This window comes from Mesorhizobium sp. WSM4308, assembly GCF_002294905.1.
Classification (GTDB): domain Bacteria; phylum Pseudomonadota; class Alphaproteobacteria; order Rhizobiales; family Rhizobiaceae; genus Mesorhizobium.
Genome location: NZ_NSFW01000012.1, coordinates 102688 through 120088, shown reverse-complemented (window position 1 = coordinate 120088; position 17401 = coordinate 102688). Strand labels below are relative to the sequence as shown.

Genomic DNA, 17401 nt, shown 5'->3' with positions numbered 1-17401 from the left:
GCTAATCCCTGGCTGTCGCCCAGCCCAGCATCTGTTCGAACAGCGTCTTGTAGCCATTCCAGGCGATGAAGCCCGGCGGCAGCCAGTGCGGCCCGACATCCGATGTCCAGGCGACGGTGCGGCCCTTGCCATATTTGCCGGTCACCAGCAGGGGCATGGAACGGTAGTCGGAAGACACGGTGGCAAGGATTTCGGCGCCCTCCTTGACAGTGACCTCGTTGAAGCCGAGCAGGATCGGCCAATCCTTGCCCAGGCCCTTCAGGATCGGATGGCTTTGAGGGCCGACAACGACCGGCGCATAGCCCTCGGGCACCTCGACGCGATCGTCCACCGGCAGGCAAGTCACCGGCAGGACGTCCTCGACCGGCGTCTTGTGGTAGCGTGCGCCGCCGTTGATGCCCTGGAAGCTGTAATAGCCGCCGAACATCAGGAGGCCGCCGCCATTGCCGACATAGTCGCGCAGCAACCGCAGCCGGTTCGGCGTCGGCTTGGAGTGGACCCAGGTGTCGGGGTGAAGCAACAGCGTATTGGCGCCAAGGTCGGAAAGCACCACGGCGTCATAGGCCGAAAGCGTCTCCATGGTCTGGGGAAAATTCCGCTGCGCTTCGTGCGCCGGCATGAAGGTGACGTCGAACGGACCATCCTTCAGCGCCGCCAGCAATTCATCGGCGCCGGTGTGATAGGTCACGGTCGGGAACTGGTCGAAGCCCTTGATGTGGGTCGCGGTCGAGACCCAGGACTCGCCGGCGAGAAGAACTTTCTTCCTGGACATGTATACTCCCTGTTTTTTGCTGTGGCCGGCAGCTCAGAGGCTCGCGGCGAACACGGTCTTTGGGTTGTCGATGAGCATGCGGTCGATTGCCGATTGCTCGACACCGTGGCGTTTCAGCCTTGGCACGAAATGCTTGAGGATGAAGCCGTAGCCGAAGCCGCCGAAGCGCGTCAGCATGATCTTCAGGAAGACGTCCTGCGACAGCAGGATCCTGTCGACCAGCCCCATGTCGATCAACGAACGGATCGCCTGCGCATTCTGCTCGTCGGAAGGCGATTGCGCATCCTGGTCGGCATAATAGAAATCCATGCCGATCATGTCGTATTCCAGGAAGGCGCCACGCGCGGCGAGGCTTGTCTGATAGCCAAGATCATTGTGGCTCGGATTCATATGGCAAAGGACCGTGTGTCTCAGATCCGCGCCTTCGGCCTCGACCACGTCGAGCACGTCATGCGCCAGCCGTTCCCAGCCGGGCAGATGGATGGTCAGCGGTACGCCGGTGATCCTGGCCGCGCGCGCTGAAGCCCGCAGCGACTTGCGTTCCTCTTCGGTGAAATCCTTGCTGACGCCGACTTCGCCGATGATGCCGGCCATGATTTCGGGCTGCGTCGAGCCGCCGCCGACATCGTTGACGAGAAATTCCGTGACGGCATCGACGTCCATCGCCTTCAGCCAGTCGGGATGGGTGTGCTGCAGGTAGAAGCCTGTGCCCATGACGATGCGCAATCCGGACGCGCGGGCAATACGCGCCAGTTTCACCGGATCGCGGCCGATGCCGATATTGGTCGCGTCGACAACCGTGTGGCCGCCCAGCGCCCGGTACCTGGCGAGCTCGGAAAGCGCCAGGTCGCTGTCGTCGAGCGAGACATTGTCGCGGTTCATGTAGGGGTTCATCCGCAACTCGCCGATGATCTCCATGCTGACCGGCTGCTCGGCGATCTTCCTGTCGTCGGGATGGCAGGGGCATTTCCAGGATGTCGAGCCATCGAGCAGGATATGCTCGTGCATCAGCGTCACGCCCATGTCGGCGATCGCGACCGGGCCGGTAACGGTCATCACGGTCCCGGAGCGAACACCGATCGGCACCCTTTGCCTTGGCGTGTTGTCGAACAAATGATCCATGTCAGCGGCTCCGCGTCGCGCCCTTGAACAGGCGGAAATTCAGCCAGATGGCAACGAGGATGATAGTGCCGGTGACAATCGGCGTCAGGAAGGGCGACATGTGCGCCAGGATCAGGCCGTTGCCGATGACCGCGACGGTCAATGCACCGAGCACGGTGCCGATGATCGTACCGCGCCCGCCGAACAGACTGGTGCCGCCAAGCACCACGGCGGCGATGACATCGAGCTCGAAACCCTGGCCGGAATTGGACGAGCCGGAGCCCAGCCGCGCGGCCAGAATGACGCCGGCCGACGCTGCCGCCATGCCCGATAGGACATAGACGAAGAGCGTCATGAAGCGCGTATCGACGCCGGCGCGGCGCACAGCCTCGGCGTTGGCCCCGATGCCGGTCACATAGCGGCCGAACGGCGTCTGGTTGAAGGCGAGATAGGCGATGGCCAGGACGACAAGGGCGAGCAAGGCGGGTACCGGCACACCGAGGAACCAGGCCCTGCCGATGTTGACGAAGAAGCTCGTCGGCTCGACCGGGATCGAATAGCCGCCGGTGATCAGCAGCGCCACGCCACGGATGACCGAGAGCCCGGCAAGCGTGACGATGAAGGCCGGGATGCGCTCATAGGCGATGAAGAAACCATGCAAGGCGCCGATCGCCGCGCCAAGCGCCAGCATGCCGACAATGACCAGCGGCCATGGCAGGCCGGCCTGCAGCGCAACGGCCGAAAGTGTCGCCGTCAGCGCCAGCACGGACCCAACCGAAAGATCGATGCCTCCGGTGGTGATGACGAAGGTCATCGCCGCCGCAACGATCAGCAGCGGCGCCGATTGGCGCACGATGTTGAGCAGATTGGGCGTGGTCAGGAAGGATCCGGTGACCAGCGAGAAGACCACGCAGACGACGATGAAGAACAGCGCGATGGAAACGACGCTGCCATTGGCTGCCGCCACATCCTTCCAGGTGCTGATGTGGGCGCGTTTGGGCGGCGAGGCGCCAACACCGGCGGAGGTGACGTTCATGGCTGTACCCCCTCGTCGCGGCTGGCGCGCGCCGATCGTGCGGTGAATTTCCGGCCGACGATCAGGTTGACGACCTCCTCGATGCTGGTGTCGCCGATCCTGCGTTCGGCGACGTTGCGGCCCTCATACATGACCTGGATGCGGTCGCAGACCAGGAACAGGTCTTGCAACCGGTGCGTGATGAGGATGACGCTGACGCCGCGGGCGCTGACGGCGCGGATGAGGTCCAGCACCGCCTCGACTTCCGCCACCGCGAGGGCGGCTGTCGGTTCGTCCATGATCAGCACCGATGGATCGAAGGAGGCGGCGCGGCCGATGGCGATCGACTGGCGCTGGCCGCCGGACAGGTTCTCGACCTTGAGCCTGGTATCGGCGATGACGATGCCGAGCCGGTCGAGCATCTCGCGCGTCTGTTCATGCATGCGCCTGTTGTCGAGAAAGGGGACGCCGAGCACGTGGCGGCGAGGCTCGCGGCCGAGGAAGAGATTGCCGGCCACATCCACCGTGTCGCAGAGCGAAAGGTCCTGGTAGACCATCTCCACCCGTGCCGCGCGGGCATCGGCCGGCGAGGAAAAGGACACGGCCTTGCCATCGATCTCGATCGTGCCGGAATCCGGAATGACCGCGCCGGACAGAACCTTGCTCAAGGTGGATTTGCCGGCGCCATTGTCGCCGACCAGGCCGAGCACCTCGCCAGGTTTCAGGTTCAGCGAAACATCATCCAGCGTCTGGATCGGGCCGAATCGTTTGGAAATACCGGTCATCCTGACGCGGCAGGTTTCGCCATCGCTCATCATGGTTCCAGTTCTCATGCGGCATGTTCAATCGGTCGCCGGGCTGCGCGACGACCACAAAGTCGATGCGCGGCCCGGCGGTCTGGGGAGGATCTTACTTGAACATGTCCTTGAACTGGCCGACATTTTCCTTGGTTACGATGGTGATCGGAACGTTGATGATCGGATCGATCTTCTCGCCCTTCTTGAGTTTGCCGAAGGCTTCGATGGCAGCCTTGCCTTCACCGGCCGGATCCTGCTGGACGACGGCGATTACCCAGCCCTCTTCGAGGCCTTGCACCGCGGATTTGGTCAGGTCCCAGCCGAACACCTTGACGTCGCCGGTACGGCCCTGGCTGGTGACGGCCGAAACGGCGCCGAGCAAGGCCGGCTCGCCGGTCGCATAAAGCGTCGTCATGTCGGCATTGGCCGTCATCAGGTTTTCGGAGGCCGACAGCGCCACGTCCTGCACGTTCTGGCCATCGACCGTGTCGAGGAAAGTCACCTTCTGGCCGCTCTCGGTGACAGCCTTCTTGAAGCCGTCCAGGCGCTGGTTCTGGATGAACGAATTGAGCGCGCCGACAACGCCGATCTTTGCGGTTCCGTTCAGCTTGGTCTTGACGTATTCGGCGTAGAACTTGCCGATATCCTCGCCGGCCTTGGTGTTGTCGACGCCGACGAAGGCGACATTGTCGCCATTCGGGATCTGCGCATCGATGGCAATCACTGGAATACCGGCGGCCTTGGCCGCGGTGATCGCGGGCTTCACGCCGTTGACATCGATGGCGACGAGAATGATGCCGTCGACCTTCTGGGTGATGTAGTTCTCGATCGCGTCGTTTTGCGCGCTCGGCACATTGTTGGCGTTGAAGATGACGAGGTCGACGCCGGCGGCCTTTGCCGCGGCCTTGGCACCGTCATTGATCTGGTTGAAGAACAGGGCCTGCTGGTTGATGGTGACCAGCGCATAGGTTTCGGCCATGGCCGAGGCGGAGCCAAGCGCGAGGGTCATGGCGATGGCTGCGGCGCAGCCTGAAAGGATCTTGGTAAGACGCATTCCGGTTCCCCTTGGTTTTGCGGAAAAGGCCCTTGATCGGGCTCATCTGGCGCTGGGCGCAGACGCATAATTCAAGATACTTGATTTCTTGTCAAGTGACTTGAATTAGCGCTGCCGAAAGGAGATGGGGGCCGGCGAGATCAGAATGTCGCCGGCGTATTTACCCAGAAAATGCTGGCGCGTTCGTCGCCGACATTGCGGTACCAATGCGGCAGTTCGGAGTTGAAAACGAAGGAATCGCCGGCGGACAGGCGAAACGTCTTTTCACCGACCATCAGTTCGATGGCGCCTTCCAGGAGATAGCCGACTTCCTCGCCGGCGTGCTGGATCGGGCCGGCGCTTTCACCGCCCACCTCGATATGATGGATATTGCACTGCAGAAGGTGGCCCGGCGAATAGGGAATGACGCGCTCCAGCGATATGCCTTCGCCGCGCCTGAGCGGATCGAGCGCGATCAGCGGCCGTGCTCCGGCGCGAAAGACGATGCCTTCCTCGCCATCGGCTTCCTCGAACATCCAGCCGATGTTGGTGCCGAGCACCTCGACCAGCCGGTGAAGCATGGGCAGCGAGGGTGAGACCTTGCCGTTCTCGACCTTGGAAAGCAGGCTTTCAGAGCAGTTGGCGGCAGCCGCGAGCGCCTTCAGGGTCAGGCCACGCGTCTGCCGGGAGAGCTTCAACCTTGTGCCGAGCCGCAGCAGGCTGGTTGCGGTAGAGCGCTCGTCGGCGCCCTTGCTGTTGTGGGTATCGATCTTGTTCATTGGGGGGCGCGAACATCTCCGCTGGTTGGGCTGACTCGTAAAACCGATCCCGGGCGTTGTCCATCCTGTGAAAACGGACGATGCATCGGATCGAGCCTAGAACCCGTCCAGGGCAGTCTCCGCGCCCCGCCGTATAACAACCGGCGGGGCAGTGATCTCTTACGCTGCTTCGCGCTTCAAGGCCTGCGCCATGCAGTGGATGCCGCCGCCGGTCTTGGAGATCTCGCTCATGTCGACGGCCGCGACCTCGAAGCCGCGCGCCTTGAGCTGGCCGATCAGCGTCTGGCTGGAGGTCGGCGCGATCACCCGGTCCTTGCCGAGCGACATGAAGTTGCAGCCGAGCGCCATCGTGTCCTGGAAGGGAACATCGATGATCTCGTGGCCCTTGCCCTTCAGCCAGTCGACGATGCCGGGCTCTGTGCAGGCGAGGCACACTGCAGTGAGCTTTTCGGCGATCGGCACCACCATCAGGTCGATATGGACATAATATTCGTCGATGAAGGCGATGCGGGTTTCCCAGCCCTCCTTCTCGAACCAGGCCTGCACCTGGCGGGCGCCTTCTTCCTGAGTGCGGGCGCCGCCGCAGCCGATCAACACCACGCCGTCCTCGATGACGTTGAAGTCGCCGCCCTCGAATGTGCCTGCCGTGACCATGTCGTAGATCGGGATGCCGAGCTTCTCGTAGGTGCGGATGGCGGCATAATTTTCGCCGCGCCGCCACCAATTGGCCATGGCGGTAATGATCGCACCGTAGGGCGTCATGACGCTGGAATCGCGGGAATAGACCTGCATCGGCAGTTCCGGCGTCGGCTCGTGCCAGTGGATGTTGACGCCGAAATGCTCGTAGGCGGCGACCAGGTCCTTATGCTGCGCCTGCGCGATCTGGATGTTGCAGGGCGCCTCGCGCAGGTGCTTGCGCGACAGCGAGCTGGTCGACAGATGCCGCAGGAAATTCGGCGATCCCAGCAGCACGTCGGTCAACATGTCGGTTTCGTTGGCGAAGCCCCACGATGTCAGCGGCTTGGTGCCGCCGGCCGGATTGCGGCGCTGCAGCGAAAACGGCTCGGCGACGATGCGATCATGAATGGTCATGCGGTTCTCCTCGTGGGCTTGTTCTCAAGAGTTGGTCGGGACCTGTCTTGCTTGGGATCCACCAGTCGCGGCCGCGCGCCGTGGTGACATATTCCGGCCAGCGGAAGTTGATCGGCGGTTCGTAGTCGCAGAGCGGCGCGATCCAGTTTGTGCCGCCAATTCCGCCGCCGGTGCGGGTGACGAACTCGTCCATCGCCGCATCGCGGGCCTTTCCGTCCTCGAGCATGCGCAGCGCCGCCAGCGCGACCGTTTTGGCCGCACAGGCAACCATCGGATCGATCGTCGCTGAAATGCCGCCCAGCGCATTCATCACCCAGGAGGGATAGGCATGGCCGTTGGCCGAACGCAGCGCCGGACGGGCGACGTAAAAGCGTGCGGTCGGCGCATGCCAGCTCATGTCGGTGTAGTCGTCGGAGGTCGAATTCAGCTGCGAAGGCGGCAGGTCGCGGCGCAGGATCGCTTCCGCCTCCTGTGGTGCGATCAGCCGCTCCAGCTCGTCGATGAACGGGTTCTCGGTCGCGGTACCACCGGCATTGACCTGGATTTCGCGCCCGATCGCCCTGGCGGCCTCGTCCCAGCGTGGCGGCCCGACCGTCGACAGCGCTTCATAGGCGATCTCGGCCATGGCGTGATTGGCCAGCCCGGGCCGCGACTTCGATACCCAGTGGCGCTCATAACGGCAGCCGCCGATCGCGGCGGCCGCCGCCGCATTTCGGTCCAGCACGGCGGTGACCTGCTCGGCCATCCGAAGCGTCGGCACGCGGATCATGTACTGGATCTCGGCCAGCCCTGCCGGCAGATTGTCGGCCGTGGCCTGGCCCGCCGTCAGGATCGCCTCGCTGATCGACCAGCCGCCCTGATGCGGCAGCATGGAATCGCGCAGCGCCTTGGACGCCATGTACATCGTCATCAGCGCGTCGTTGGCGCCCGGCGCGCGGACCGCCGAATGCGCCTGCGGGATCGGTGCGCCATCGCCTGCGCGAACCCAGTTTTCGGGTTCGTCGCAAACAAAGCGGTAGATCATGGCGTAGGCTGCTCCACAATGCGTGTCCCAGCGCGCGGTGTTGCAGAGCGGCAGCATGTAGAAGGGGTGGAAGGAGATCATGCCGGCAAGGCCGTCATAATAACCCTTGGCCGCATGGATAGGTTTCGAGCCGCGCACCTTTTCGGCCGGCTCGCCGGTAAAGCGCAACGTGCCTGGAATGCCATGGTGCTGCATCGCCGCCTTGGTGGCCAGCAGGCCGCCGAGGCTTGCCATGCCGAGCCCCGAATGCGGGTCGGTGTGGCCGCCGGCCTCGACGCCAAGGCCGGGCCGCGGCTGCTTGACCGTGACCGCGTCCTGGCAGTTGCCGGGAACCGCGTCATATTCGGCATATAGGCCGACCGTCGGCCCGGCGCCATTCGTCCAGTGGGCGCAGAAGGCGGTCGGCATGCCGCCGGAACCTTCCTCGACGGCAAAGCCTTCCCGCTTCAGTCGCTCCACATACCACGCGGCGGACTGATACTCGCGCCAGGCGGTCTCGCCGAAATCGAAGATGGTGCGCGTCCACGCCGACAGCAGCGGCTGGATGCCGTCGAGGCAGGCAAGGGCGGTCTCTTGCGCCGATGTCGTCACCGGTTTGTCCATGCATCAAAGAAAGCAGTGAAGCGGCTCGCCAAAAAGTGATATGTTTTCCCGGTTCATGCAAATTCGGTTCACCTCTTGAGAATTCCATCCACACAGGCGCTGCGCGCCCTCGACAGTTTCGCCCGCCACGGCAGCGTCTGGCGTGCCGCCGACGAACTGCACCTTACCCGCAGCGCGGTAAGCCACCAGCTGCGGCTTTTGGAACGCGATCTCGGCTTCGATCTGCTGCAGCGCATCGGCAAGGGGGTGGCGCTGACGCCGCGTGGCCAGCGCTACGCAGCCGATGTTAGGAAGGCGCTGACCGTGCTCGGCGACGCGGGAGCGCAGACGAACGGCGCCGGCGTCGGCGGCTCCTTTGCCATCTCCTGTCCGCCCGGCTTCGCCTCCATGTTCCTGTGCACCCATATCGGCGAGTTCCAGCAGATGTACCCTGACGTGGCGCTCTCGGTGCTGACGCCGCGCCGGCTCGATGACGTCTCGAACCCGGACGCCGACGCCTTCATCGCCTTCGGCGTCGGCAACTGGCCGAACCGGGTGGTGGAGCTGCTCTGCGAAGTCCACTTCACGCCGCTCTGCAGCCCGACATTGCTCAACAAGGTCGGCGGCTTTTCCAAACCGGCGGACGTCCTGCGCGCCAACCTGCTGCATCTCTCCGACACCGAGGACTGGGCGCGCTGGCTGGCGCTGTCCAAGGTGGAAAACCCGGATACCGAAGGCGGTATCTTCTTTTCCGACATGAACCTCGTCTTCTCGGCGGCGGTCGCCGGCCAGGGAATTGCCATGGGCGACGAGCTGACCGGCCGCCGGGCGCTGAGCGAAGGCCGGCTGGTCAAGCCGTTTGAAGCGTCAGTGCCCTCGCCACGCTCCTATTTCCTTGTTTTCGAGCACGCCAAGGCCGGTCATCCCGTGCTCAACGCCTTCAGCGACTGGCTCAGGGCGAAGCTGTCGGAGAACAGACTCTGATCTGTCCCTCTTAAGGGACCCTCGATGCGGAGATTTGGCGCGTCCCGACTGCCAGACGTGAATCAAATTTGCCGATCAGGCGAAAACTATTCGGTTGCGGTGAGCCGCCAGCCTGCCTACGATTTCACCTGGGACTGAGGAAGAGGCAGGATGCAGCAACCCGGCCGGGCCGCAGAGATCAAGGCAATTGGAATCGGCAAGAGCTTCGGCTCGTTCCGTGCGTTGGACAATCTGTCGCTCAATATCGGCCGCGGCGAATTCCTGACGCTGCTCGGCCCTTCCGGTTCGGGCAAGACCACCTTCCTGATGATCCTGGCCGGCTTCGTGCAGCCGACAGACGGCAAGCTTTTCAGCGACGGCACCGACATCACCGACCGCCCGGCCGAGCAGCGCGCCGCCGGCATGGTGTTCCAGGGCTATGCGCTGTTCCCGCATATGAGCGTCGAGGCCAACATCGCCTTCCCGCTCAAAGTGCGCAAGAAATCGGCCGCAGACATCAAGAAGCGCGTCGGCGAGATGATCGAGCGCGTCGGCCTGATCGGCCATGAGAAGAAACTGCCCTCGCAGCTCTCCGGTGGCCAGCAGCAACGCGTGGCGCTCGCGCGCGCACTGGTGTTCGAGCCGGGGGTGCTTCTGCTCGACGAGCCGTTCTCGGCGCTGGACAAGAGCCTGCGCGGCCAGATGCAGGCCGAGATGAAGCGCCTGCACCAGGAAACCGGCACCACTTTCGTCTTCGTCACCCACGACCAGAGCGAGGCGCTGGCGCTGTCTTCCCGCGTCGCCATCTTCAACCACGGCAAATTGCTGCAGGTCGGGGCGCCGAATGAGGTCTACGACCGGCCGGACAACCGCTTCGTCGCCGAATTCCTTGGCGAGATCAACATGCTGCCGCTGAAGGGGGTCAAGCCTGCCGACAATGGCTCGACGGGCCTTTGCGAAGACCGCGCGGTCAATATGCACTGCAAGGCCGAGAAGGTCCGTGGCGACGCCATCCTGGCGATCCGGCCCGAGCATATGTCGATCGCGCGCGAAGCGGCCGCCGGCGAAAACGGCATCGCGGCGACCGCCATTGCCTCGACTTATCTGGGCGCCGCCACAAAGCTCGATCTGACCACGCGCCAAGGCGCGAAGGTGACCGTCTCGGTGCCGAACGAGGTTGCCGCTGCGGCACTGAGCAAAGGCAATTCCGTCTGGCTGACCTGGCCGGCGGAAAAGGGTTTCCTCCTTCCGGACGGAGGACAATGAGCACCGGCGCGGCCTGATCCGCCGCACCGGCTTCCGGACTGAAATCAACGAAAAACAAAGGGGAACTGACATGAACGACACCAAGAAACACGCCATCGAGACGCTGTCCGAAAGGACCAGACGCGGCGAGATCTCGCGCCGCCAGTTCACGCAGCTGGCAGCCCTCGTGCTTGCCGGCACGCCGATGCTGCTGCGCTCGACCGGAGCCTTTGCCGCGGCCAAGGAACTGGTGCTGGTCAATTGGGGTGGCGACGCCATCACCGCCTATGATGCGGCCTATGGTCAGGCTTTCACCAAGGACACCGGCATCACCGTCAAGATGGACGGCTCGGGCCCGACCGAAGGCGCCATTTCGGCGCAGTTCAAGAGCGGCGCGCCGACCTGGGACCTGGTCGACGTCGATCCGTTCTCGGCAATCACCCTCGGCGCCCAGGGTGCGCTCGAGCCGATCGACTACAACATTGTCGACAAGAAGAAGATGCGCCCCGGCTTCGGCTGGGAATATGCCGCCTCGACCTATTTCTTCTCCTACGTCATCGCCTATGATTCCGAGAAATACGGCAAGGACGCCCCGACCGGCATGGCCGATTTCTTCGACGTGAAGAAGTTCCCCGGCAAGCGCTCGCTCTACAAATGGGGCGTGTCGAGCTGGGAAGCGGCGCTTTTGGCCGACGGCATCGCGCCGGCTTCGCTCTACCCGCTCGACCTCAAGCGGGCGCATGACAAGATCGCCGCCTTCAAGGAAAACGTCGTCGCCTACTGGGGTGGCGGCGCCGAGAGCCAGAGCGTGCTGCTCAACGGCGAAGCTTCGATGGCCATCGTCTGGTCAACCCGCGCGTCGCTGATCGAGCAGGATTCCGGCGGCAAGATCAAGTTCATCTGGGACCAGGGCCTGATCTCGCCCGGTGCGCTGGCCGTGCTCAAGAACAATCCCGGCGGCAAGGACGCGGCGATGAAGTTCATCGCCAGCGCGCAGGATCCGCAAAAGCAGCTCGTCATGTTCGACAAGCTCGGCCAGGGTCCGGCCAATCCGGCGGCCGACGCGCTGATCCCCGCCGACAAGAAGCGCATCAACCCTGTCGATCCCGAAAACATGAAGAAGCAGATCGCGCTCGACATGGACTGGTACGCCAAGAACTACGGCGCGGCGCTCGACGAATACACCAAGATCATCTCCGCCTGATCGGCAGCGATGATCTGAGATGAGAGGCGTTCTCTCCGACAGGATTGGCGCGGCGCTGTTGATGGCGCCGCTGCTCCTGTTCCTCGTCCTGGCCTATGCCTGGCCATTTCTCGGCGTGGTGAAGTGGAGCTTTACCCTGCCGACGCCGGGGCTTGGCCAGTATGATGCCTTGCTTACCGACGATCTGGTGCAGTCGGTGTTCATCCGCACGCTGCGCATCGCGGCGATCGTCACGGTTGTGTCGGTCGCCGCCGCCTACGCCATCACAGTCGTCTGGGTGCGCGGCAGCCCGGCGCAGCGTCTCATCGCCGAATTCTGCATCCTGGTCCCGTTCTGGATCTCTGTGCTGACGCGCGCCTTCGGCTGGGTGGCGCTTTTGTCCAATCGCGGCCTGATCAACACCTGGCTGCAGTCGATCGGTTTCATTTCCGAACCGCTGACCCTGGTGCGCAATGAGTTCGGCGTCGTCGTCGGCATGACGCATTTCCTCATTCCTTTCGCGGTCTTTCCGCTGGCGTCCGCCATGCGCAGTCTCGACGACCGCGTGCTGCTTGCGGCGCGTGGGCTTGGCTCCAGCCGCACGCGCACATTCTGGACGGTGTTCGTGCCGATGACACGCTCCGGCATCATCGGTTCGGCGCTGATCGTGTTCGTCTTCTCGCTCGGCTTCTTCGTCACGCCGGCGATCCTTGGCGGCGGCCGCAGCGTGATGATCGCCGAACTGATCTATCTCAGGATCTTCCAGAGCCCGGACTGGGGGCTGGGAGCTGCGATCAGCGTCGTGCTGGTGGTGTTCGTCGGCGCGCTGATGGGGTTGCTGTTCCGCTACGTCAGACCGAAGCAGTTGATCTGATGCCGACCTACCGCCCCGGACCCGTCTCGCTGATCCTCGCCGCCCTTGTGGCGCTGTTCCTGCTGATGCCGCTGCTTGCGGTCATCCCGGTGTCGCTGACGCCGAGCCGCATGCTGGCGATGCCGACAGGCGAACTGTCGCTGCGCCACTATCGCTCGCTGATCGAGGATCCTCGCTGGCTCCAGTCGATCCTGTTGTCGATCCGCATCGGTATCGTCAGCAGCGCGATTTCCACGGTGCTGGCGCTTTGCTTCAGCCTCGGTGTCTGGATGTTCCAACCGCGCTTTACCGCAGCACTGGTCGGTTTCGTGCTGTTGCCGATGGTTGTGCCGCCGGTGGTCTCGGCGATCACGCTTTACTTCCTGCTGACCTCGATCTCCGGCTTCAGCTCGTTCTTCGGCTACGACACCTGGCTCGGCGTCGCCATGGCCCATTCGGTCATGACGGTGCCTTTCGCCACGGTGCTGATCCTGGTCTCGCTCAGCCAGCTCGACCGCCGCATCGACCTTGCCGCGCGCGGCCTTGGCGCAACTGTCTGGGAGCGCGCCACCCGCATCATCATGCCCAACATCAAGTTCGGCATCATCACAGCAGCGCTTTTGTCCTTCGTGCTGTCATGGGAAGAAATCGGCGTCACCCTGTTCATCACCTCGGTCAACGCCATCACGCTGCCCCGCCTGATGTGGATGGGCCTGCGCGACAATATCGACCCGGCGATCGCCGCCCTCTCGGTGATCCTGATCATCATCACGGTGCTGGTGCTGGCGGTGCGCAGTGTGATGACCAGGCAGAGTGCAGGGCACTAGACAAACCGCACTGAGGCGCAGCCGAGCCTGGCTCGTCTCCTCGACTTCATTCACGATGCGGCGCTAAAAATACAAAGCACTGGCGTTTCATGGGAGGTGATGATGTCGGTGACGTATGATTTTGCGGGCCGAACAGCAATCGTCACAGGCGGCGCCCGTGGTATCGGCCGAGCGATAGCCCACAAGCTCACTTTGAGTGGAGCGGACGTCTGGATCTGGGATATTGAGCCCGTCGAGCTTGAAGGCACACGCTCTCTTTCAGTGGACGTGACGAAACGCGAGAGCATCATCCAAGCGCTGACCATCATGGGTGAAGTCGGGGTCGACATTCTCGTCAACAATGCGGGGTGGCTGGGTGGCTATAAGCCGTTCGAGGAATTCGAACCGGCGGAATGGCAGAGAATCCTGCAGGTCAACCTTCTTGGTACGTTCGAGGTAACGCATTGCGTGCTCCCGCTTATGCGACAAGCGGGCAAGGGTCGTATCGTCAACATGGGATCCCTTGCCGGGAAAGAGGGACTGCCGAGCCTTGCGGCCTATTCCGCGGCCAGTGCCGGTGTCATCGCTTTTACCAAAGCACTGTCGCGAGAGGTCAGCGATACCGATATTCGCGTGAACTGCATCGCCCCGGGTCCGATCGATACGCGCCTTATCCGGAACCTCGGCAATGAGACCGTCGATGCGATGATATCGGCAAGTCCGCTGAAGCGGCTCGGCGATCCGAACGAGGTAGCGGCGCTCGTGGTGTGGCTTTGCTCGGATGCCTGTGTGTTCAACACCGGCGCTGTTTTCGATATGTCGGGCGGCCGAGCTCGATACTGACAGAGATTGCGGAAATCAAAGTCTTATTTTCGAGATCATCGGCGTTCATCATCGCGCCGGGGCGAATCGTGCGATATGGCGCAGGCTTGACGAGCGGGTACGCCTCGCGTGAATTTGCCAGTATGACGAAACGCTTGCACAAGGCATGACAGGCGAGGGGGACGATAAATGACCGCGCCCGGCGATTTGCTGCAGGCACTTTTTCTAAGGCTCAAAAGCGATAAGGCACTGTCTGCGCTGCTTGGTGGCGCCGGGCTGCTCGAACGGGCGACGGAAAATGCCGCTTTTCCCTACGTGACTTTTGGTCAGACCACCGCCTTCGACTGGGACACCGGCGCCGAGAACGACGACGATCAGTTGATTACGCTGCATGTCTGGTCGAAAGCCCATGGTGACGACGAAACCCTTGCCATCATGGCCGCCATCAAGGCCCGCCTTGCCAACGCCGCACTGGTGGTCGGCCGGCGCGGCAAGACGCGGCTGTCGCTTGAATTCACCGAGGCCCGGTACGACGAGGAACTCCTCGTGCATCACGGGCTGCTGCGGTTTCGCGCGCTGACGCAGGATAATGCCTGACACGCTTCCAATCCGGCCGAAACGGAGTCTAGACTGGCGTCTGCGGGATTTCGTCGCGTCGGGGCGTCGAAATCACGGTCGGTCGTTTCGCGTTCATGGGGTGTAGCGGGCATGGTTTTCGCATCGATCACCGTTCATTTCACGTTCAGCACCGATGCGTTACAACGCGGACCATGAAAACGCTTCGCTCCCACTTTCGAACCGCGACCCTGGCGCTCTGTGCCGCCGGGCTGTTTGCGTCGCAGGCGACGGCGATGTCGGTGATCGCGCCCGAACAGTCCAGCCCGATCGTCCTGGCCGCATCCGACTGCTACGCGATCGGCCAGCAGGTGGCCGAGCAGAATGGCGGGACGTTGGCCAAGGCCTCGCAGTCGACACGCGGTGGCCAGCCGGTCTGTGTCATCGTCGTGCTGGTGCCTGGCAAGGACGGGCAGCGTCCGCGCCGTTCCGAAATCGTCGTTCCGCAGAACTGACCCACCGTTTCCCAGGCTGCCGGAATCGGCCTATATCTGAACAAGTCCTTCAAAAGGTATCGATCTCCGCATGCGCGTACTCGTCGTCGAGGATGACAAGGATCTCAACCGGCAGATAGCGGACGCGCTGGTCGACGCCGGTTATGTCGTCGACCGTGCCTTCGACGGCGAGGAAGGCCATTTCCTCGGCGACACCGAACCCTACGACGCCGTCGTGCTCGATATCGGCCTGCCGCAGATGGACGGCATCAGCGTGGTCGAGCGCTGGCGCCGCGGTGGCCGCAAGATGCCGGTGCTGATCCTGACGGCGCGCGACCGCTGGAGCGACAAGGTCTCCGGCATCGATGCCGGCGCCGACGACTATGTCACCAAGCCGTTCCACATCGAGGAAGTGCTGGCGCGGCTCAGGGCGCTGATCCGCCGCGCCGCCGGCCATGCCTCGTCGGAACTCACCTGCGGGCCGCTGCGCCTCGACACCAAGGCCTCGAAGGCCGATGTCGACGGCGTGCCGCTGAAGCTGACGTCACACGAATTCCGCCTGCTTGCCTATCTGATGCACCATATGGGCGAGGTGGTCTCGCGCACCGAACTGGTCGAGCATCTCTACGACCAGGATTTCGACCGCGATTCCAACACCATCGAGGTCTTTGTCGGGCGGCTGCGCAAGAAGATGGGCATCGACATGATCGAAACCGTGCGTGGCATGGGCTACCGCATGCGCGAGCCGGAGGCGTAACTCGGAACCGCTCAAACCAACCGCAAGGGCGCCGCTTTCGCTGCGTTTGTGGCCGCGTTCGCTGACGTTCCGCGTGATCGCCTTTTCCACTGTGTGGGCGATCCTGACCCTTGTCGTCATTTTCACCCTGATCACCACGCTCTACCGCCAGGCCAGCGAGCGCGGCTTCGACAGCCTGCTTTCAGCGCATCTGTTCAACCTGATCGGGTCCGTTGGCATTTCCGACACGGGTGCGCTTACCGGCGCCCCGGACCTTGGCGACCTCCGCTTCTCCGAGCCGAATTCCGGTTGGTACTGGTCGGTCGAGCCTGCCTCGGAGGGCGTGCATGGTGACCTTCATTCGTCGTCGATGACGAGCAAAATTCCGTCGCCAAGCGTCGCCGAGGTGCCCTTCAATGCCAGCTTCCAGCGCAGCTATTCGGCCGAAGGCATAGACGGCGAGCAGCTCGAAGTGTTCGAGAGCGAATTCGTGCTCGATGCCAAGAACCGCGCCGCGCGTTTTCGGGTGATGGGCAACCAGAGCGAACTCGAACAGGAAATCGCCACCTTCCAGCGCCGCCTGCTGACTTATCTGAGCCTGTTCGGCGTCGGCATGATCGCCATCAACGCCATTGCCATCCTGCTCGGACTGCAGCCGCTGCGCCGGGTGCGCAACGCCCTTGCCATGGTGCGCGAAGGCACCGCGCAGCGGCTCGACGGCCGCTTTCCTGCCGAGATCGAGCCATTAGCCAACGAAACCAACGCCTTGATCGAAAACAACAAACGCATCGTCGAGCGCTCGCGGACCCAGGTCGGCAATCTCGCCCATTCGCTGAAGACGCCGCTTGCGGTGCTGCTCAACGAAGGCAGGGCGCTTGGCGGCGCCAAGGGACAATTGATCGCCGAGCAGGCCGCCTCGATGCAGAAGCAGGTCGACCATTATTTGCAGCGCGCCCGCGTCGCGGCGCAGCGCGACAGCGTCGTCTACCGTACGCCGGTGGCGCCGCTGGTGCAGCGCATGGTGCGGGTCCTGCAGAAGCTCAATCCGCAGACCAGCCTGTCGCTGTCCCTGCCGGCCACCGAGATCGTCTTTGCCGGAGAGCGCGAGGACCTCGAGGAACTGCTCGGCAATCTTCTCGAAAATGCGATGAAATGGGCAAAAAGCGCGGTCTCGGTCTCGGTGGCCCCCCTGGCCGGCAAGGACGACAATCTTTTCGAGATCAGCATCGACGACGACGGTCCCGGCATTCCCGAGGACAAGGCGCGCGACGCGCTGAAGCGTGGAAGGCGCCTGGACGAGACAAAACCGGGAACAGGTCTGGGACTTGCCATTGTCGCCGACCTCGTCAACGAGTATGGAGGCGTTCTCGCGCTCGAACGGTCCGGCCTGGGTGGATTGAAGGCAGTGGTGCGCTTGCGGAGCCTTCAGTGACGCTTCCCCGGACCAACCGACAGCGATGGAAGGCGTTTGTTATGGCGGCATATGGATTGATCCCGGAGCAACGCCGATTGCTCTCGAACTTGCCGGCAGCGGCCAAATTTCCGACAA

The 17401-nt window shown here is 63.2% G+C and carries 18 protein-coding genes; 10 read left to right on the top strand and 8 right to left on the bottom strand.

What is annotated here, in order from left to right; translation table 11 throughout:
• Nucleotide 1: 1 nt before the first annotated feature.
• The 8 genes from CK227_RS22335 to CK227_RS22300 all read right to left on the bottom strand — a co-directional run bounded on the left by CK227_RS22335 (nucleotide 2) and on the right by CK227_RS22300 (nucleotide 8216).
• Nucleotides 2–772, bottom strand: a complete 771-nt coding sequence (locus CK227_RS22335; RefSeq protein ID WP_095770775.1) for a glutamine amidotransferase — start codon at nucleotides 770–772, stop codon at nucleotides 2–4.
• A gap of 33 nt (nucleotides 773–805) precedes the next feature.
• Nucleotides 806–1894: a phosphotriesterase gene (locus tag CK227_RS22330; RefSeq protein WP_095770774.1), complete on the bottom strand. Its 1089-nt coding sequence runs from the start codon at nucleotides 1892–1894 to the stop codon at nucleotides 806–808.
• Between the two features lies 1 nt (nucleotide 1895).
• Entirely contained in the window at nucleotides 1896–2909 is a 1014-nt protein-coding gene (locus CK227_RS22325) for an ABC transporter permease (protein ID WP_095770773.1), read from the bottom strand.
• On the bottom strand, nucleotides 2906–3703 hold the full coding sequence (locus CK227_RS22320) for an ATP-binding cassette domain-containing protein (protein WP_095770946.1): 798 nt from the start codon (nucleotides 3701–3703) through the stop codon (nucleotides 2906–2908). Before CK227_RS22320 ends, CK227_RS22325 begins: the two co-directional genes overlap by 4 nt.
• Nucleotides 3704–3797: 94 nt before the next feature.
• Nucleotides 3798–4739 (bottom strand): substrate-binding domain-containing protein, encoded by a 942-nt coding sequence (locus tag CK227_RS22315; protein WP_095770772.1) that lies wholly within the window; start codon nucleotides 4737–4739, stop codon nucleotides 3798–3800.
• Nucleotides 4740–4879: 140 nt separating this feature from the next.
• Nucleotides 4880–5497 (bottom strand): cupin domain-containing protein, encoded by a 618-nt coding sequence (locus CK227_RS22310; protein WP_095770771.1) that lies wholly within the window; start codon nucleotides 5495–5497, stop codon nucleotides 4880–4882.
• 159 nt (nucleotides 5498–5656) lie between these two features.
• Nucleotides 5657–6589: a dimethylarginine dimethylaminohydrolase family protein gene (locus CK227_RS22305; RefSeq protein WP_095770770.1), complete on the bottom strand. Its 933-nt coding sequence runs from the start codon at nucleotides 6587–6589 to the stop codon at nucleotides 5657–5659.
• A complete protein-coding gene (locus CK227_RS22300) occupies nucleotides 6576–8216 on the bottom strand; it encodes an amidohydrolase (RefSeq protein ID WP_245318011.1) in 1641 nt (546 codons plus the stop codon). Before CK227_RS22300 ends, CK227_RS22305 begins: the two co-directional genes overlap by 14 nt.
• 75 nt (nucleotides 8217–8291) lie before the next feature.
• On the opposite strand from CK227_RS22300, the gene CK227_RS22295 reads away from it, so the two are divergent.
• The 10 genes from CK227_RS22295 to CK227_RS22250 all read left to right on the top strand — a co-directional run bounded on the left by CK227_RS22295 (nucleotide 8292) and on the right by CK227_RS22250 (nucleotide 17284).
• Entirely contained in the window at nucleotides 8292–9179 is an 888-nt protein-coding gene (locus tag CK227_RS22295; RefSeq protein ID WP_095770769.1) for a LysR substrate-binding domain-containing protein, read from the top strand.
• A gap of 150 nt (nucleotides 9180–9329) precedes the next feature.
• Nucleotides 9330–10424: an ABC transporter ATP-binding protein gene (locus tag CK227_RS22290; RefSeq protein ID WP_095770768.1), complete on the top strand. Its 1095-nt coding sequence runs from the start codon at nucleotides 9330–9332 to the stop codon at nucleotides 10422–10424.
• Nucleotides 10425–10494: 70 nt separating this feature from the next.
• Entirely contained in the window at nucleotides 10495–11607 is a 1113-nt protein-coding gene (locus CK227_RS22285) for an ABC transporter substrate-binding protein (RefSeq protein WP_095770767.1), read from the top strand.
• Between the two features lie 19 nt (nucleotides 11608–11626).
• Nucleotides 11627–12460 (top strand): ABC transporter permease, encoded by an 834-nt coding sequence (locus CK227_RS22280; RefSeq protein ID WP_095770766.1) that lies wholly within the window; start codon nucleotides 11627–11629, stop codon nucleotides 12458–12460.
• Nucleotides 12460–13266, top strand: coding sequence for an ABC transporter permease (locus CK227_RS22275; protein WP_095770765.1), 807 nt, complete (start codon nucleotides 12460–12462; stop codon nucleotides 13264–13266). The genes CK227_RS22280 and CK227_RS22275 overlap by 1 nt, the downstream gene beginning before the upstream one ends.
• Before the next feature lie 102 nt (nucleotides 13267–13368).
• Nucleotides 13369–14088 (top strand): SDR family NAD(P)-dependent oxidoreductase, encoded by a 720-nt coding sequence (locus tag CK227_RS22270; protein WP_245318009.1) that lies wholly within the window; start codon nucleotides 13369–13371, stop codon nucleotides 14086–14088.
• A gap of 168 nt (nucleotides 14089–14256) precedes the next feature.
• Entirely contained in the window at nucleotides 14257–14664 is a 408-nt protein-coding gene (locus tag CK227_RS22265; protein WP_095770763.1) for a DUF3168 domain-containing protein, read from the top strand.
• A 173-nt stretch (nucleotides 14665–14837) separates the two neighbouring features.
• Complete coding sequence (locus CK227_RS22260; RefSeq protein ID WP_095770762.1) at nucleotides 14838–15137, top strand: hypothetical protein; 300 nt, start codon at nucleotides 14838–14840, stop codon at nucleotides 15135–15137.
• A gap of 70 nt (nucleotides 15138–15207) precedes the next feature.
• Nucleotides 15208–15873: a response regulator transcription factor gene (locus CK227_RS22255; RefSeq protein ID WP_019857144.1), complete on the top strand. Its 666-nt coding sequence runs from the start codon at nucleotides 15208–15210 to the stop codon at nucleotides 15871–15873.
• Nucleotides 15874–15913: 40 nt separating this feature from the next.
• The gene (locus tag CK227_RS22250; protein WP_179296344.1) at nucleotides 15914–17284 is read left to right on the top strand and encodes an ATP-binding protein; all 1371 of its coding nucleotides are present in this window, start codon (nucleotides 15914–15916) and stop codon (nucleotides 17282–17284) included.
• Nucleotides 17285–17401 lie beyond the last annotated feature (117 nt).

Coding starts and splice junctions, on each gene's coding strand:
- CK227_RS22290 (WP_095770768.1), top strand. CDS start 9,330: ATGCAGCAACCCGGCCGGGCCGCAGAGATCAAGGCAATTGGAATCGGC.
- CK227_RS22260 (WP_095770762.1), top strand. CDS start 14,838: ATGAAAACGCTTCGCTCCCACTTTCGAACCGCGACCCTGGCGCTCTGT.
- CK227_RS22270 (WP_245318009.1), top strand. CDS start 13,369: ATGTCGGTGACGTATGATTTTGCGGGCCGAACAGCAATCGTCACAGGC.
- CK227_RS22280 (WP_095770766.1), top strand. CDS start 11,627: ATGAGAGGCGTTCTCTCCGACAGGATTGGCGCGGCGCTGTTGATGGCG.
- CK227_RS22310 (WP_095770771.1), bottom strand. CDS start 5,497: ATGAACAAGATCGATACCCACAACAGCAAGGGCGCCGACGAGCGCTCT.
- CK227_RS22265 (WP_095770763.1), top strand. CDS start 14,257: ATGACCGCGCCCGGCGATTTGCTGCAGGCACTTTTTCTAAGGCTCAAA.
- CK227_RS22285 (WP_095770767.1), top strand. CDS start 10,495: ATGAACGACACCAAGAAACACGCCATCGAGACGCTGTCCGAAAGGACC.
- CK227_RS22255 (WP_019857144.1), top strand. CDS start 15,208: ATGCGCGTACTCGTCGTCGAGGATGACAAGGATCTCAACCGGCAGATA.
- CK227_RS22275 (WP_095770765.1), top strand. CDS start 12,460: ATGCCGACCTACCGCCCCGGACCCGTCTCGCTGATCCTCGCCGCCCTT.
- CK227_RS22300 (WP_245318011.1), bottom strand. CDS start 8,216: ATGGACAAACCGGTGACGACATCGGCGCAAGAGACCGCCCTTGCCTGC.
- CK227_RS22305 (WP_095770770.1), bottom strand. CDS start 6,589: ATGACCATTCATGATCGCATCGTCGCCGAGCCGTTTTCGCTGCAGCGC.
- CK227_RS22335 (WP_095770775.1), bottom strand. CDS start 772: ATGTCCAGGAAGAAAGTTCTTCTCGCCGGCGAGTCCTGGGTCTCGACC.
- CK227_RS22330 (WP_095770774.1), bottom strand. CDS start 1,894: ATGGATCATTTGTTCGACAACACGCCAAGGCAAAGGGTGCCGATCGGT.
- CK227_RS22315 (WP_095770772.1), bottom strand. CDS start 4,739: ATGCGTCTTACCAAGATCCTTTCAGGCTGCGCCGCAGCCATCGCCATG.
- CK227_RS22325 (WP_095770773.1), bottom strand. CDS start 2,909: ATGAACGTCACCTCCGCCGGTGTTGGCGCCTCGCCGCCCAAACGCGCC.
- CK227_RS22320 (WP_095770946.1), bottom strand. CDS start 3,703: ATGAGCGATGGCGAAACCTGCCGCGTCAGGATGACCGGTATTTCCAAA.